Genomic DNA, 14,501 nt, shown 5'->3' with positions numbered 1-14,501 from the left:
TCTAACGAATCAACCCACTTGGGGGGTTTGGATGACTAGTCTGTAAAAGGTCGGCCGAGGTTGAGGGGAACCCTGGTGAAGATCCTGCACGTCGTCACTCTGCACACCCCGGACCATGCGTTCGGCGGCCCGACCAGGGTGGCGCTCAACCTGTCGAAGGCCCAGCGGGCCGTGGGCGACGACGCCCGCATCATGGCCCTGGGCGACGGCTTCGAAGGCCGGCTGCCGCGCGAGGTCGAGGGAGTACCGGTCCATCTCTTCCAGGCCCGCCATCTGCTCCCCATGTTCGAGGTCAGCGGCATCACCTCCGGCGCACTCCTGTTCGCCGCCCGGCGCATGATGCGCGGCGCCGACCTCGTCCATGTCCATCTGATGCGCGACCTGGTGACGCTGCCCGCTGCGCTGCTCGCGCTGGCCTCCCGCACCCCCCTGGTCGTCCAGACCCACGGCATGGTGGACCCGACCGAGAAACGGGTCGCCCAGCTGACCGATCTGCTGGGGGTACGCAAAGTGCTGCGCCGAGCCGACGCCGTGCTGCACCTCACCGAGATGGAACGCCTCGATGTGAACGCCGTTGCCGCACCGGTGCCGTTGACCCGCACCGTACGGCTGGTCAACGGCGTAAGGCCGCAGGAACCGGGGCCCGCCCGCGAGCCCGGGCGGCCGCCGACGGTCCTCTTCCTGGCCCGGATCCAGGAGCGCAAGCGCCCGGAGGACTTCGTCGCCGCGATGCCGACGGTCCTGGCCGAGCACCCGGATGCCCGGTTCGTGCTGGCCGGTCCCGACACCGGGGCGCTGCCCGCAACCCTCGAACTCGCCCGCCGACTGGGGGTGATGGACTCCCTCGACCAGGTGGGACCGCTCGACCACGAGGAGGTCCTGGCGGCAGGCCGGCAGGCCGATGTGTACGTGCTGCCGTCGATCGAGGAACCCCTGGGCGTATCCGTCCTCGAAGCGATGTCGGTCGGCACACCCGTGGTCATCACCCGCACCTGCGGCCTCGGCCCCGATGTCGCGCGGGCCGGGGCGGGCCGGGTGGTCGACAGCCGTGTCGGCGAGGACGGGAAGAACGCGCTCAAGGTCGCCGGGGCCATTCTGGAACTCCTCGAACCCGAGGCCAACGCACAGGCCGGGAAGGCCGCTTGGGACCTGGTCAATGAACACTTCACCATCGAGGTCGTGACCCGGACCCTCCGGCGGACCTACGAGGACGTGGTCCGCCGGAAGGGCCGTTGAGTCAAACGGTCTTCCCCTCACGGGACTTGAGCGCGATCTGCCAGCGGTAGAAGCTCATCGCCAGCGCGAAGTCGAATCCCGCCCGCCCGTCGAGGAAACCCCGCCGGTACACATACATGTACGCGAACGACACCAGGGGCTTGAAGGGCGCCTTGTGGAACAGCTGCCCCTGGCGCGACTTCACCCTCCGCACCTGCTCCTTGACCTCGGGGTGGTGCTCCAGCCACGCCTCCCAGTCCGAGTACCGGTTGTGCCGCTCGAACCACGCGGTGACCGGATCGAGGTCCTGGTGCTCGATCGGATTGCGGAGGGAGCCGGCCGACTCGGCAACCGGCTGGTAGTGGCCCTCGACCTCGCCGATGCCCGGAGCTTCGAGATCCCCGACCTCCGGGTACCGGCAGCGGGTGCGGTCGGTCAGTGACCGCTTGCGGATGGTGTAGCCGTGCCGCAGCCGCTTCCCGGAGAACCAGTAACCCAGCGGTATGTCGTACGCCGCGGGCTTCGGCGCGCCGGGATCGGCGAAGATCTGCCGCAGTTCGGCCAGCAGACCGGGGCTGAGCCGCTCGTCCCCGTCGAGCAGCAGAATCCAGTCCAGGTCTGTGCGGACATGGTCCAGGCACCACTGTTTCTTGCGCGGATGACCGCCGTCCCAGGTGTACGTGATCACCTCGGCCCCGCACTCCTCGGCGATCTTCGCCGTGTCGTCCGTACTGTGCGAGTCGACGACGACGACCGCCTCGAAGTGGCCGAGCACCGACTTCACCGCCTCGGCGATGTTGAGCCCCTCGTTCTTCGTGGGGATCGCCACGGCTATCGGCAGCTTGCTCATCCGTGGTCTCCTTCGGGCAGCCAGGCGTAGCAGCCTGTGGAGGTGAAGGCGCGGGCCGCCGTCGGGACGGTGATCCCGGCCCGCTTCCCGGAGGCGGAGGAGCCCGACACCAGGCTCTTGCCGTTCGCCCCGGTGATCTGCCAGGTGCAGTTCTTGGTGGGAGTGACGTCGTGGTAGCGGCCCGGCCGGATCTGCTCGTCCTTGTACGTGCCGTCCGCGTACCCCCGCGAGGCCTCCCGCACCAGCTCCTTGTGCTGGGTGCAGAGGTGTTCGACGGCGGGTTCCGCGTCGGCGATCTCCCCCGTCACGATCGCGCCGACCGCCGTGTCCCGGTCGACCTTGACGAGGTACGTCAGCTTGTCGCAGGTCTCCTGACCGGTCTGGAGCACGGCCGCCGGGTCCATGCCCCTGGGCACGCGGTCGACCAGATACTCCTTCTGCTTCTTGTTGAAGGAGCCGGTGGCCGGGGTGAGTTCATCGGTGGGCAGTGTCGGTGGTTCGCTCGTCCGCGGAGCCGAAGGACCACTGGACGCGGTGGCGCCGGGACCGGCCGACGGGGCTGCGACAGGGGCCCGGGTGGCGGACGGCCCTTCGCCGCTCGCCGCTTTGTGCCCGCCGGAGGACGAGCCGCAGGCGGCCAGCGCCGCCGTCAGTACGACGACGGCGGCGCCGGCCGGGAACGGATACCTCATCCACCCGTCCTCAGGGCGTAGTGGGCACTGACCTGCGAGCTGCTGAGTGCGGTCGGGTAGACGGCGGTCTCGTCGATCTGCCCGGCGAAGAAGTTGCTCGTTGGCTGGTTCGGCCAGTTGCTCAGGTTGTCCCCGCCCACCCTCCAGTAGCCGCTGTAGCTCTCGTTGCCGGTGTACAGGGTGCTGGAGGCGCGGAGCTGCCCGTCCACGTACAGCGCCATGCCGCCGGTGCCCTGCGTGGCGACGACATGGTGCCAGGCGCCGTTGTTGTAGGCGGCGGGCGTAGTGATGGTTCTGGTGCCGCCGCTGTAGACGCCGAAGATCAGCCGTCCGTCATTGCGCATGTACACATGCTTGTCGTACTGGTTGCTGTTCTGCAGGGTCAGATTGCCGAAGCCGATGATCTTCCCTCCCCTGGTGGTCGTCGTCTTGATCCATGTCTCCACCGAGAACCTGGTGGGCTGCGCATGACGCTTGTTGCTGTACGCGTACTGGCTCGATCCGTTGAAGCCGATCGCGGTCGAGGCACCCGCGACAGCGGCAGGAGTCTGGCGGTAGGCGGGGGAGTTGCGCAGGAATCCGTTGTCCAGCCCATTGCCGGTGTCTCCGGCGAAGGTAGACGTGCCTTCGTCGTACCGCCAGTACAGCGAGGCACCGTCCGCCAGCACCCTGGCGGGGTACTTCCCGGCCGCGGATGCCACGGTGGCGGACAGGGCGGGCGACTTGGCACTGGTGTTGGTGCCGTCGCTCGCACTGATCCGGTACGAGTGGGTCTCACCCGCGGCCACGTCCGTATCGGTCCACCTCAGCTGCGGCCGGTCCCAGAACAGCGAGTATCCGGTCGTGGTGTACACCGGGGTGCTCGCACCGTCCTTGTAGATCCGGTAGGTGAGCTCCCCGTCGTCGGTGTCGAAGCTCGTCTGCCAGTTGACCTCCACCTTGCCCGCGGCGACCGTGGACAGGCTGACGTTCGGCACCCACGGTGCCCCGGTGTCGGGACCGTCGGCGAACCGGGTGAGGCCCTGCTGCGCGGAGCCGTTGACGGTGGTGAACTCGCCGCCCACCCACAGATAGTGATGGCCGCCCTTGTCGGTCTGTGCCATCACCCGCGGTCCCACCGGCTCCCCGATGCCGTCGTTGGTGTCCGGGAACCAGGGGAGCAGCTTCGGGTCGTCGACGGACTGGGCCAGCAGATGCCTGCGGGGCTGGTCGGGAAACTCACCCATGCTGGCGCAGTCGTGCGCGTGACTCCCGCTGTACAGAACGCCGTTGTGTACGAGAACGGCCTGGGTGGCGCCCAGGCAGGTGTCCCGCCAGCGCTGCTCGAAGTTGCTGAGGTTCAGCGCGATCCGGCCGTCGAAGACACCGCCTCCGGTGCCCTCGTTGGCGGTGTAGAAGCCGGTGGCGTCCGTGGTCAGGTCCTGCACCGTGGAGGTGTTCGGAATGAAGCCGGCCGGGTAGCTCTTGGCGACGGCCCCGGTGGTGGCGTCCACGACGGCCAGTGCGTGCGAGGTGGTGCCGTTGACGGTGAAGAAGTCACCGCCGATCAGCACGTGCTTCTGGTCGGGCGTCAGCTCCACGGCCCGGCCCACCTCGTCGGTGTTGGCCGTCCACGGCTTCAGCGCGGCGCCGGTGGTGACCGCGGCGAACTTGTTCCGGGTCTGCCCCGCCACTGTGTTGAAGTCACCGCCCAGATAGACGGTGTCGGCCGTGACGGCCAGCGCCCGTACCGTCGCGGAGACGGAGACCTTGAAGTCCTGGCGTGGGGTGCAGGTCGTGGTGTCGATCGCGGCGATATTGCTCACCCCGACCCCGCTCACCGCCCCGAACTGCCCCCCGACGTAAAGGGTCTTCTGGTCGGGGGAGAGGACGAGGGCCCGTACGGTCGCCGTCCCCGACGAGAGCGTGAACGACAGGCTGCAGCCGGTCGGTGCACCGGTCGCCGCGTCGAACGCGGCGAAGTTCACCGCGGGCTGTTCGGAGGTTCCGGCGGCCGCGTCCGGCGGCCGGACGGTGGAGAAGGTCCCGCCGGTGTACACGACACCGGCGTCCGACGCGGCCATCGACCAGACGATGCCGTTGGTCTGCCAGGTGGTGAGGTCGTCCGCGGTCAGGGAGACCGGGGGTGTGAGGGCCGCGGCCGGGGAGCCCCCGGACGCGGCGGCGGTCAGGGCTCCGGCGAGCAGGCAGAGCGCGGCGGCCGCGGCACGTGCCCTGCCGCGTCCGTTGGGTCTGCGCCCCGTACTTCCGTTCATCATTCAGCTCCGAAGGTGAGAACGAGCTGCGGCCGGAAGGCCGCGGTTCCTGCCTCGTCCGACCGGCGGCAAAGACGGTGCGTCCCGCTGCCGGCAAGCACGAGTGAGTGGTCCGGGCCCGGGGCCCGGACCGGTGCGGACGCGCTCGGGTCCACCGGGCAGCCGGTGGAGGCCGAGGTCGTGCCCGTGTTGGTCCCCGGCACGGTCGTGGGGTGCGACGGCCGGGTGTTGTGGGTGATTGCCGGACCGGTCCACGTAACGGTGACCGGCAGGGCGGTGCGGCTGTCGGATGTGCCCGGATGCCTCATCGGTCCACCCGCACGGCGGCTCCGGCGAGTTGGTCGGACAGCTGACGGATGTCCGCGTCGACCATGATCCTGGCGAGCTCCTGCGATTTCACGGCCGGTTTCCAGCCGAGCAGTTCCTCGGCCTTGGCGGCATCACCGATCAGCGCGTCGACCTCGCTGGGGCGCTCGTACTTGGCGTCGTAGCGGACGTGTTCCCGCCAGTCCAGGCCGGCGTGCGCGAAGGCGTACTCCAGGAACTGCCGGACGCTGACACCCTCGCCGGTGGCCACCACATAGTCGTCCGGGTTGTCGCACTGCAGCATCCGCCACATCGCGTCGACGTACTCGGGGGCGTAGCCCCAGTCGCGCACGGCGTCGAGATTGCCCAGGTGGAGGTGGGTCTGCAGACCCGCGTTGATCCTGGCCACCCCACGAGTGATCTTCCGGGTCACGAACGTCTCACCGCGGCGCGGGGACTCGTGGTTGAAGAGAATCCCGTTGACCGCGAACATCCCGTACGCCTCGCGGTAGTTGACAGTCGCCCAGTACGAGTAGACCTTGGCGACGCTGTACGGGCTGCGCGGATGGAACGGGGTCTTCTCGTTCTGCGGCGGCGGGGTGGCGCCGAACATCTCCGACGAGGACGCCTGATAGATACGGGTGTCGATTCCGCTCGCGCGGACGGCCTCCAGCAGCCGGATGGTGCCGAGACCGGTGATGTCACCGGTGTACAGCGGAGCGTCGAACGAGACGCGGACGTGTGACTGCGCACCCAGGTTGTAGACCTCGTCCGGCCGGATGTCGCGCAGCAGATTCACCAGCGCGACCCCGTCGGCGAGGTCGGCGTGATGCAGGACGAACGAACGGTTCTCTTCCTCCGGTCCCTGGTAGATGTGGTCGATCCGCTCGGTGTTGAAGCTCGACGAGCGGCGTATCAGTCCATGGACCGTGTACCCCTTGTCGAGCAGCAGCTCGGACAGGTACGAACCGTCCTGTCCGGTCACGCCGGTGATGAGCGCGGTCTTCGCCACGGCTCCCCCCTCTGTGTTCGCCTGAAAGGCTGTTGGTTCTCACCGAAATATCGGAATTGAGCGATCTGCGGCAAAACATCACCGCGGCCTGCGGCTGCTGGCACAATCCGAGCCATGACGACTGATTTCCCCGGCCCTCCCCAGGAATTCGTCCGCCCCCTCCTACGACCCGGCGCCCGCATATTCGTCGCGGGCCACCGCGGTCTGGTCGGCTCGGCGGTGGTACGCCGCCTCACCGCCAGCGGACACGAGGTGATCACCCGCGATCGCGACCGCCTCGATCTGCGCGACGCCGCGCGGACCGAGGCATTTCTCCGCGAGGTCCGTCCGGACGCCGTGGTGCTGGCCGCCGCCAAGGTCGGCGGGATCATGGCCAACAACACGTATCCGGTGCAGTTCCTCGAGGACAATCTGCGCATCCAGCTGAGCGTCATCGCCGGAGCGCATGGAGCCGGGGTCGAGCGGCTGCTCTTCCTCGGCTCGTCCTGCATCTACCCCAAGCGCGCCCCGCAGCCGATCCCCGAAAGCGCCCTGCTCACCGGCCCGTTGGAGCCGACCAACGAGGCATACGCGCTGGCCAAGATCGCCGGAATCGTGCAGACCCAGTCCTACCGCCGGCAGTACGGCGCCTCGTACATCAGCGCCATGCCCACCAACCTCTACGGCCCGGGCGACAACTTCGACCTGGAGACCTCGCACGTACTGCCCGCGCTGATCCGCCGCTTCCACGAGGCGCGACGGGACGGCTCGCCCGCGGTCACGCTCTGGGGCTCCGGCAGCCCGCGCCGCGAATTCCTGCACGTCGACGATCTGGCCGCCGCGTGCCTCCTGCTGCTGGAGCGTTACGACGGCGAGGGGCCCGTCAACGTCGGCTGCGGCGAGGACCTGACGATCAGCGAACTCGCCGAAACCGTACGTGGTGTGACGGAATATCAGGGCTCCGTCGAATGGGACACATCGAAGCCCGACGGCACCCCGCGCAAGCTGCTCGATGTCTCCCGGCTCACCTCCCTCGGCTTCGCACCGCAGATTCCGCTGCGTGACGGGATCGCCCGTACGTACGCGTGGTGGCTGGAGCGGCAGACCGCACAGGTCTGAGCGGACCCGACGGGCCGGCCGGCGCGGGCCGGCCGCCGCAACGCGACGGCCGCCCGTCCCTCCGGCCCCGCACGGCCGGTGGTTTCGCACTCTTCGCATCGACGGCCGCCGCTCTCAGTACGCCCCGCGGCCGTCGGTGACGGCGCGCAGCGTACGGGCCATGAGTCCCATGTCCGTGGCCACCGACCAGTTGTCGACGTACCACAGGTCGAGCGAGACGGTCTCCTGCCAGGACAGGTCCGAGCGCCCGCTGACCTGCCACAGGCCGGTCAGCCCCGGCCTGACCGCGAGCCGCCTCAGCTCGCGCTCGTCGTAGTGGGACACCTCGTCCGGCAGCGGAGGCCGTGGACCGACCAGCGACATGTCGCCCCGGAGCACATTGAGCAGTTGCGGCAGCTCGTCGAGAGACGTCCGGCGCAGCAGACGGCCGATCCCGGTCACCCGGGGGTCGCGGCGCATCTTGAACATCGGGCCGTCGTTCTCGTTCGCCGTGATCAGCTGCGCCTTGTGGCTCTCGGCGTCCACCACCATCGTCCGGAACTTCCACATGGTGAACGGCCGGTTGTCCTGCCCGTGGCGGATCTGGCGGTGGAAGACCGGCCCGTTCGAGCCGAGCCGCACCGCCGCCCCGATCAGGAGCAGCAGGGGTGCCAGAACCAGCAGACCGAGTGCGGCGCCGGTACGGTCCACCACGGCCTTCAGGGCCATCTGCGGTCCCCGGCGCAGCGGCGGCGCGATGTGCAGCAGGGTCAGCCCGGCCGCTGCGGACGGCCGTACCCGGCCGGCCGCGATGCCCGAGAGCTCCGACAGCACGGACAGCGGAAGTCCGCCGTCGTGCAGCCCCCAGGAGAGCCGGCGCAGCCGCTCCTCGGAGAGCTGCGGCCCGGGCACCACCAGAGCCAGGTCCGCGTCATGGGCGAAGGCTCCGCCCAGCACCGTCGACGCATCGTCGTCGGCGGGTGCCGGTGCGAGCCGGCCCGGCACCTGGACCTCGCACTCCAGCGTCGCGGTCCCCACCGGTATGGCGGCCACGACCGAGTACGGATGGTCCGCCCGGGAACCGAGCAGCTGCACCGCGCGTTCCACACCCGGAGCCTCACCGACCACCAGTACCCGCCGGACAGCCCGCTGCCGCCGCCCCGGCCAGGGCAGCCGCCGCACCCCCCATATCGCGATGCCCACGAGCAGGCCGGGCAGCAGTGCCACGACCGCCGTCGCGGGATCGGCCGAATCGCCGGTCATGGTCCGCAACACGGCGAGTACGCCGATGAGCAGCAGCCAGTCGCCGGTCGTGCTCAGTACCCCCGGCGGGTTGTCCGGAGGCCGGTCCGCGTACCGGCCGCGCGCGGCCCGCATACCGGACCACGCAAGCGCGGCCACAGCCGCGGCGACCGCGGCCCGCGACTGCCCGCCGGCCCGCAGGACGAGCCATGCCGGAATCCCCAGGCCGAGAAGTTCGGCCCCGATGACGACCGGCAGACACCGGCCTGTCCTTCTCTTCGTCGCGGCCGGTCCTGAACGTTCGCGCTGTACGGTCGGCGCCCTCCACAGATCGTCGAGTTCCTTGCTGCGAGGCCGATTTGAAGCAGTCCGTGGACGCGGCGCCCCCGCCAGTCCCACAGGTCCTGATCTGTCCGAATCGGGTAGCTCGACATGCCCCATGAACCCCCCAGTCACAGTTGCATCGCCACAAACGGGGCGCATCCGCCGATCCCATGGACTGACGGATGCGCCCTCGCTCGGTGCACGATATCCACACACGTGCCATTTCGCTGGAGTTCCAGTGAAGTTCAGACATGCACACTGACTCGGAACTCGTCCCGTTCCGTGCTGGATCTCTTGGTCTGTGGGTGACTGTTCGCATTTGGAAGGTGCCGGAATCGGATGGTGTGCGGACATGTACGTCACCAGTTGCATGGTCTCACCAACAGGTTCGTCTGGGAGGATGCACCGTCGGGATCACGCCACCCGGCCATGAGTGAAAGTGGGGACGTGCGGTGACTTCCGCGGAGAAGAACTGGGCCGGAAACATCACGTTCGGGGCGCAGCGGTTGAATATGCCCCGCTCCGAGGCCGAGCTGCGGGAGACGGTGTCCGCCTCTGCCGCGGTGCATGCGCTCGGTACCCGGCACTCCTTCAACTCCGTCGCCGACACCGGCGGCGATCTGGTGTCGGTGGCCGGGCTGCCCCGGAGGGTCGAGATCGACCGGGAGGCCGGGGCGGTCACCGTCGCTGCGGGGCTGCGCTTCGGGGAGTTCGCCGGCGTACTGCACGAGAACGGGTACGCCCTGCACAACCTCGGTTCGCTGCCGCACATCTCTGTTGCCGGGGCCTGCGCGACCGGAACCCACGGTTCGGGAGTCGGTAACAGTTCCATTGCGGGGGCCGTCCGGGCGCTGGACATGGTCACGGCCGACGGCCGGAATGTGTCACTGAGGCGCGGCGACGCGGATTTCCCCGGAGCCGTGGTGGCCATGGGCGCGCTGGGCGTCGTGACCGCGCTGACGCTGGACCTGGTGCCCGCCTTTGACGTACAGCAGTGGGTCTACGAGGATCTGCCGGAGTCCCGGCTCACGGGCAGTTTCGACGAGGTGATGTCGGCCGCGTACAGCGTCAGCGTCTTCACCGACTGGCGGGAAGGGCCGCTCAATCAGGTGTGGCTCAAGCAGCGGGTGGGCTCCGAGGGGCCGCAGCGGGCGCCCGAGGAATGGTTCGGTGCGCGGCTCTCGGACGGGCCGCGCCATCCGATCGGTGGGATGCCGGCCGAGAACTGCACCCGTCAGCAGGGCGTTGCCGGACCGTGGCACCGGCGCCTTCCGCACTTCCGCCTGGAGTTCACCCCCAGCAACGGGGACGAACTGCAGTCGGAGTACTTCGTGGCCCGGCAGGACGCGCCTGCGGCGTACGAGGCACTGGGCCGGCTCCGTGAGCGGATCGCCCCGCTGCTGCAGATCACCGAGATCCGTACCGTCGCCCGCGACGATCTGTGGCTGAGCCCGGCGAGCGGCAGGGACTCGGTGGCCTTCCACTTCACCTGGGTGCCGGACACAGCCGCCGTCACACCGGTGCTCGGGGCGATCGAGGAGGCCCTGGCACCGTTCGGTGCGCGGCCGCACTGGGGAAAGGTGTTCACCACCGACCCCGGGACACTGCGCAGGCTGTACGGGAAGTACGCCGACTTTGAGCGGCTGACAGCCAGGTTCGACCCGGAGGGCAAGTTCCGCAACGACTTCCTGGCACGCCACTTCCTGAGGTGAGCCGTCTTCCGCAGCGGTGTCCCGGCCGCCCGGTCCTACTTCGGCGGTGTGATCCCCGTAGGACGAGCCGGAACGCGCGAACGGACCCGGCCGGGTGGATCCTGGTGACAGGACTGCGTTGTGGCGGCGGACCGAGGCCGGGCGCGGTCGCAGGAGGTGCGCGATGACTCGCACGCTGGAGTGGAAGGTCCGCGTCGGTCTGTCCGAGGACGACGGTACGACCAGAGCCGAGGCGGTGCTGGACACCGGCTCCGAAAAGCTCGTCGGACACGGGGTCGCCCGCTGCAACCCGCAGGACGTGGACGTCCCCGCCATCGGCGACGAACTCGCGGCGAGCCGCGCCATGAAGGATGTCGCCGCGCAGCTGATGAAGGCCGCCGACCAGGAACTGGAAACGGTCGGAGCGGGACCCGCGAGCGGGCCCGTCGCACCGCCGTACGCATGGTCCGACACCACGGCCTGACCGCCGAGGAGGCACTCACCGGCGATCAGGCCGAACCGGCCGCAGTGGCGCGGGCCGCCGAAGCCGCGGCCGAGGGCACCCGTCCGGCTTCCGGCCTGTCGGCGACGCCCGAGTACCGCGAACACCTCGCACGGGTGCTGATCCGGCGCGCGGAGCCGGCCGCGGCCGGGATGGAGTGACAGGTGAGGGGACCGGCGACCGGGGCGATCGGAGCGGACGCGCCGGGGGACGGACCGGGCGAGCCGCGCGCCCAGTCACCCCCCGTCGTCGTACGGACGTCCAACCGCACCCGGGAAGTCCACGACGCACTGAAACGGCGCTGCCTGTACCACTGGTTCGACCACCCGGGCTTCGACCGTGAACTCGCGATCGTCCGCAGCCGCCAGTCCCAGGTGACCGCCCCTCGCGCCGCACAAGTCACCGCCGTGGTGCAGCAGTTGTGCACCCAGAATCTGCTCAAGCTGCCCGCAGTGGCCGAAACCATCGACTGGGCCGAGGCCCTCGACGCCCTGGCGCTGCCGTACGTGGACGCGTTCGTCGAAGGGCACGGCCCGGATGCCCTGGAACGGCTGGCGGCAGTGGTGCGGGGGGCGGTGGCCGATGCGTGAGATCCTTCCGGCGCTCAGCCGCTGGTACACCGCCGGGGAGCCGTTCGGGCTCGCCACCGTCGTCGCGGTCAGCCGCAGCGCACCGCGCGGCCCCGGCGCGGCGATGGCCGTGGGCCCGGACGACGAGGTCGTGGGCAGCGTCTCCGGCGGCTGCGTCGAGGGCGCGGTCTTCGAACTGGCCAAGGAGGTCGTGGAAACGGGCCGGGCCCAGCTCCAGACCTTCGGCTACAGCGATGAGGACGCCTTCGCCGTCGGCCTCACCTGCGGCGGCGAGATCACCCTCCTCGTACGCCCCGTGACGGCGGCGTACGACACCTCCTTCGGCGAGGTCGCCGCATCGGTCGCCGGGCACCGCCCGGTGGTGGTCGCCACCGTGACCGACGGACCCGCCCCGCGCGGCGCCGCTCTCGCCGTCTGGCCGGACAGCGTCTCCGGATCGCTGGGCGCGAGCGGCCTCGACGCCGCCGTCACCGCCGACGCACGAGGAGAACTCGCCCAAGGCGCAACCGGCTTGCGGCACTACGGCCCGAACGGCGAACGGCGCGAGGACGACGTCACCGTGTTCCTCCAGTCGTTCGCCCCGCCGCCCCGGATGCTGGTCTTCGGCGCGATCGACTTCGCCGCGGCGGTGGCAAGGATCGGTGCGTTCCTCGGCTACCGCGTCACCGTCTGCGACGCACGCCCCGCCTTTGCCGACCCCCGCCGGTTCCCGGACGGTGCGGAGGTGGTCGTCGACTGGCCGCACCGGTATCTGCGTGACACGGAGACCGACGGGCGGACCGTGATGTGCGTACTCACGCACGACCCGAAGTTCGATGTCCCGCTGCTGGAGGTGGCGCTGCGCACCCCGGCCGCGTACATCGGCGTGATGGGCAGCCGCCGGACCCACGAGGACCGCCTGGCCCGGCTGCGCGAGACCGGTCTCGGCGAAGCGGAACTGGCGCGACTGCGCTCGCCCATCGGCCTCGATCTCGGCGCGCGTACCCCCGAGGAGGTGGCCGTCTCGATCGCGGCGGAGATCGTCGCACTGCGCTGGGGCGGCACCGGCAGCCCGCTCACGGACACGTCCGGGGCGGTCCACCCGACGAGGCCGAAATCCGTGTGACTTCGTGACCCCTGTGATTCATGACCCTGTGATCAGTGTGAGGAGCAGACCATCAAGGGCTCCGTGAAAGAGCGCGTGGGACCGATCACCGTGACGTACCGGGGCACGGCGACCTTCCTGGAGGAGGACGAGCCGGCCCACCGCGTGGTCCTGTCCGCCCGGGGCAACGAAGTACGGGGCCAGGGCACACCGACCGGTCACGACGGAGGGACGACGGTCGCCGTGACCACCGACCTGACCGTCACCGGACGGCCGGCCCAGTCCGGCCGCGGGGTCATGGTCGATGTGAGCGGAAAACTCATCGGCCGGTTCGCCGACTGCCTGTCGCAAAAACTGTCGGCCTCGGAAGAACCGTCCACTGCTGCTGCCGTCGCCGACGGTACGGAATCCGCCGCGTCCGACAGCACGCAGATGCGCAAGGCCGAGCCCATCGATCTCCTGCGCACCGCAGCGGCCCGGTGGCCGGACGCGCGGCAGGATCCGTTGCCGCGATCGCACGCGCCGCACCGGTCGTGATCCTCGCCCGCCGCAGCTGCACCCGTTGGCGCTGCGGCGGAGTGTGCCGGTCGTGTCACATCGGGCGCCTGCCGGGAGAGCCGTAGCGTTGCGCATGGAAGAGACCGATGCCACGATGCCGGGTCCAGGGGGGAGCCATGTGCTGGAGTGCGACCGCCGATCTCGTCGCGGGAACCGGCATTGCCGCCGTCGGAGTGGCGTGTGTCGCGCACGCGCGCCGGGTTTGTGACCTGCCGCTCGCGGCGCTGCCGCTGCTCCTCGGGGCCCATCAGATCATCGAGTCCGTGATCTGGCGCTCGGGCGGCGGCACCGGGCCCGCCACCCTTGCCTGGGCCGTCATCGCCCTTCCGCTGCTGCCGTTGTGGGTTCCGCTGGGTGTGCTGTGCGCCGCGCCCCCGCACGCCCGACGGTGGCTGCTGGTGCCCCTCGCGGCCGGAATCGCGACCGCCGTCCCGCTTGCATACTGCCTGGTGACCCGCCCCGTCACCGCCGAGACCCGCGGGCACACCCTCGGCTACGTCCTCGACCTTGCCAACTCCGGGCTGCTCGTCGGTGGGTACCTCCTGGCCACGGTGGGCTCACTGCTCCTGTCCGGGGACCGCCTGCTTCGCCGGCTCGGCGTGCTGGTCGCGGTCGGGGCCGCCGCATGTGCGGCGCTGTGGCGACTGGAGTTCGTCTCGACCTGGTGCGCCTTCGCGGCGGTGTGCTCGGTGATCCTGCTCGGCTGGACCCGTCGACGCCCCGCGGAGCGGTACGCCGCAGATCTGGCGCAGGGCCCGGATGCGAGGGCCGGACGTGTGGTCTGTTGCGTGCCGGTAGAGGTGTTCCAGAAGCCGGACCGCGTCGTTTCCGGTGGCGAGGATCCTGGTCTTGGGCTTGGTGGGGTTCTTGCCCAGGCGGACCGGCCGGCCGTAGCGGAGCCCCCAGTCCTCGTCGACCAGCTCGTCGAGAAGGTGAGGGGACGTACTGGCGACTTCTTCGAGCGCGGCGCGGACCGCCTCGGTGATCAGCTCCAGGCGGGTCAGGTCGCGCACCGCGGCCAGGACGTGGGTGGAATCGGTTCGCTGCGTGGTGCGCTCGCGCACCAGTCCGGCCTCCTTGAGACGGGCCAGCGCGAGGTCAAG

At 69.9% G+C, this 14,501-nt stretch carries 12 protein-coding genes and 2 pseudogenes; 9 read left to right on the top strand and 5 right to left on the bottom strand.

Features of this window, described 5'->3' with window-relative positions:
• Nucleotides 1-75: 75 nt before the first annotated feature.
• Entirely contained in the window at nucleotides 76-1,236 is a 1,161-nt protein-coding gene (locus ACGFU7_RS32635) for a glycosyltransferase (RefSeq protein WP_393700634.1), read from the top strand.
• Between the two features lies 1 nt (nucleotide 1,237).
• Here ACGFU7_RS32635 and ACGFU7_RS32630 read toward each other — a convergent pair whose 3' ends face one another.
• The 4 genes from ACGFU7_RS32630 to gmd form a co-directional block, all read right to left on the bottom strand.
• Complete coding sequence (locus ACGFU7_RS32630) at nucleotides 1,238-2,065, bottom strand: glycosyltransferase family 2 protein (protein WP_351197243.1); 828 nt, start codon at nucleotides 2,063-2,065, stop codon at nucleotides 1,238-1,240.
• Nucleotides 2,062-2,757, bottom strand: coding sequence for a hypothetical protein (locus ACGFU7_RS32625; RefSeq protein WP_393700632.1), 696 nt, complete (start codon nucleotides 2,755-2,757; stop codon nucleotides 2,062-2,064). Before ACGFU7_RS32625 ends, ACGFU7_RS32630 begins: the two co-directional genes overlap by 4 nt.
• Nucleotides 2,754-5,015 carry a LamG-like jellyroll fold domain-containing protein gene (locus tag ACGFU7_RS32620; protein WP_393700630.1) on the bottom strand — a complete coding sequence of 754 codons (2,262 nt, stop codon included), beginning with the start codon at nucleotides 5,013-5,015 and terminating at the stop codon, nucleotides 2,754-2,756. Before ACGFU7_RS32620 ends, ACGFU7_RS32625 begins: the two co-directional genes overlap by 4 nt.
• A gap of 301 nt (nucleotides 5,016-5,316) precedes the next feature.
• Nucleotides 5,317-6,330, bottom strand: a complete 1,014-nt coding sequence (gene gmd / locus ACGFU7_RS32615; protein ID WP_393700628.1) for a GDP-mannose 4,6-dehydratase — start codon at nucleotides 6,328-6,330, stop codon at nucleotides 5,317-5,319.
• A 114-nt stretch (nucleotides 6,331-6,444) separates the two neighbouring features.
• Between gmd and ACGFU7_RS32610 the strand changes: the two genes are divergently transcribed.
• Complete coding sequence (locus ACGFU7_RS32610) at nucleotides 6,445-7,428, top strand: GDP-L-fucose synthase family protein (RefSeq protein WP_393700626.1); 984 nt, start codon at nucleotides 6,445-6,447, stop codon at nucleotides 7,426-7,428.
• A 114-nt stretch (nucleotides 7,429-7,542) separates the two neighbouring features.
• Here ACGFU7_RS32610 and ACGFU7_RS32605 read toward each other — a convergent pair whose 3' ends face one another.
• The gene (locus tag ACGFU7_RS32605; RefSeq protein WP_393700625.1) at nucleotides 7,543-9,090 is read right to left on the bottom strand and encodes a sugar transferase; all 1,548 of its coding nucleotides are present in this window, start codon (nucleotides 9,088-9,090) and stop codon (nucleotides 7,543-7,545) included.
• A gap of 335 nt (nucleotides 9,091-9,425) precedes the next feature.
• On the opposite strand from ACGFU7_RS32605, the gene ACGFU7_RS32600 reads away from it, so the two are divergent.
• The 7 genes and pseudogenes from ACGFU7_RS32600 to ACGFU7_RS32570 all read left to right on the top strand — a co-directional run.
• On the top strand, nucleotides 9,426-10,685 hold the full coding sequence (locus tag ACGFU7_RS32600) for a D-arabinono-1,4-lactone oxidase (RefSeq protein WP_393700623.1): 1,260 nt from the start codon (nucleotides 9,426-9,428) through the stop codon (nucleotides 10,683-10,685).
• A 163-nt stretch (nucleotides 10,686-10,848) separates the two neighbouring features.
• The gene (locus ACGFU7_RS32595) at nucleotides 10,849-11,148 is read left to right on the top strand and encodes a DUF1876 domain-containing protein (protein ID WP_393700621.1); all 300 of its coding nucleotides are present in this window, start codon (nucleotides 10,849-10,851) and stop codon (nucleotides 11,146-11,148) included.
• Nucleotides 11,127-11,327 (top strand): hypothetical protein, encoded by a 201-nt coding sequence (locus ACGFU7_RS32590; protein WP_393700620.1) that lies wholly within the window; start codon nucleotides 11,127-11,129, stop codon nucleotides 11,325-11,327. Before ACGFU7_RS32595 ends, ACGFU7_RS32590 begins: the two co-directional genes overlap by 22 nt.
• Nucleotides 11,328-11,384: 57 nt before the next feature.
• Nucleotides 11,385-11,756, top strand: a pseudogene (locus tag ACGFU7_RS32585) (hypothetical protein); the annotation flags it as partial.
• Nucleotides 11,749-12,861, top strand: coding sequence for an XdhC family protein (locus ACGFU7_RS32580; RefSeq protein ID WP_393700619.1), 1,113 nt, complete (start codon nucleotides 11,749-11,751; stop codon nucleotides 12,859-12,861). The pseudogene ACGFU7_RS32585 and the gene ACGFU7_RS32580, both read left to right, overlap by 8 nt.
• A gap of 63 nt (nucleotides 12,862-12,924) precedes the next feature.
• Nucleotides 12,925-13,377: a hypothetical protein gene (locus tag ACGFU7_RS32575; RefSeq protein WP_393700618.1), complete on the top strand. Its 453-nt coding sequence runs from the start codon at nucleotides 12,925-12,927 to the stop codon at nucleotides 13,375-13,377.
• Nucleotides 13,378-13,514: 137 nt separating this feature from the next.
• A pseudogene (locus ACGFU7_RS32570) lies at nucleotides 13,515-14,123 on the top strand (DUF6629 family protein); the annotation flags it as partial.
• Nucleotides 14,124-14,501 lie beyond the last annotated feature (378 nt).

This window comes from Streptomyces sp. NPDC048473 (assembly GCF_043200155.1).
Taxonomy (GTDB): Bacteria; Actinomycetota; Actinomycetes; order Streptomycetales; family Streptomycetaceae; genus Streptomyces.
Note: the sequence above shows the minus strand (reverse complement) of the source record. Positions and strands in the feature narration are given on the sequence as shown.

Excerpts from the sequence above, each read along its gene's own strand:
- ACGFU7_RS32630 (WP_351197243.1), bottom strand. The coding sequence starts at position 2,065 with ATGAGCAAGCTGCCGATAGCCGTGGCGATCCCCACGAAGAACGAGGGG.
- ACGFU7_RS32610 (WP_393700626.1), top strand. The coding sequence starts at position 6,445 with ATGACGACTGATTTCCCCGGCCCTCCCCAGGAATTCGTCCGCCCCCTC.
- ACGFU7_RS32605 (WP_393700625.1), bottom strand. The coding sequence starts at position 9,090 with ATGGGGCATGTCGAGCTACCCGATTCGGACAGATCAGGACCTGTGGGA.
- ACGFU7_RS32580 (WP_393700619.1), top strand. The coding sequence starts at position 11,749 with ATGCGTGAGATCCTTCCGGCGCTCAGCCGCTGGTACACCGCCGGGGAG.
- ACGFU7_RS32625 (WP_393700632.1), bottom strand. The coding sequence starts at position 2,757 with ATGAGGTATCCGTTCCCGGCCGGCGCCGCCGTCGTCGTACTGACGGCG.
- ACGFU7_RS32595 (WP_393700621.1), top strand. The coding sequence starts at position 10,849 with ATGACTCGCACGCTGGAGTGGAAGGTCCGCGTCGGTCTGTCCGAGGAC.
- ACGFU7_RS32590 (WP_393700620.1), top strand. The coding sequence starts at position 11,127 with ATGGTCCGACACCACGGCCTGACCGCCGAGGAGGCACTCACCGGCGAT.
- ACGFU7_RS32620 (WP_393700630.1), bottom strand. The coding sequence starts at position 5,015 with ATGATGAACGGAAGTACGGGGCGCAGACCCAACGGACGCGGCAGGGCA.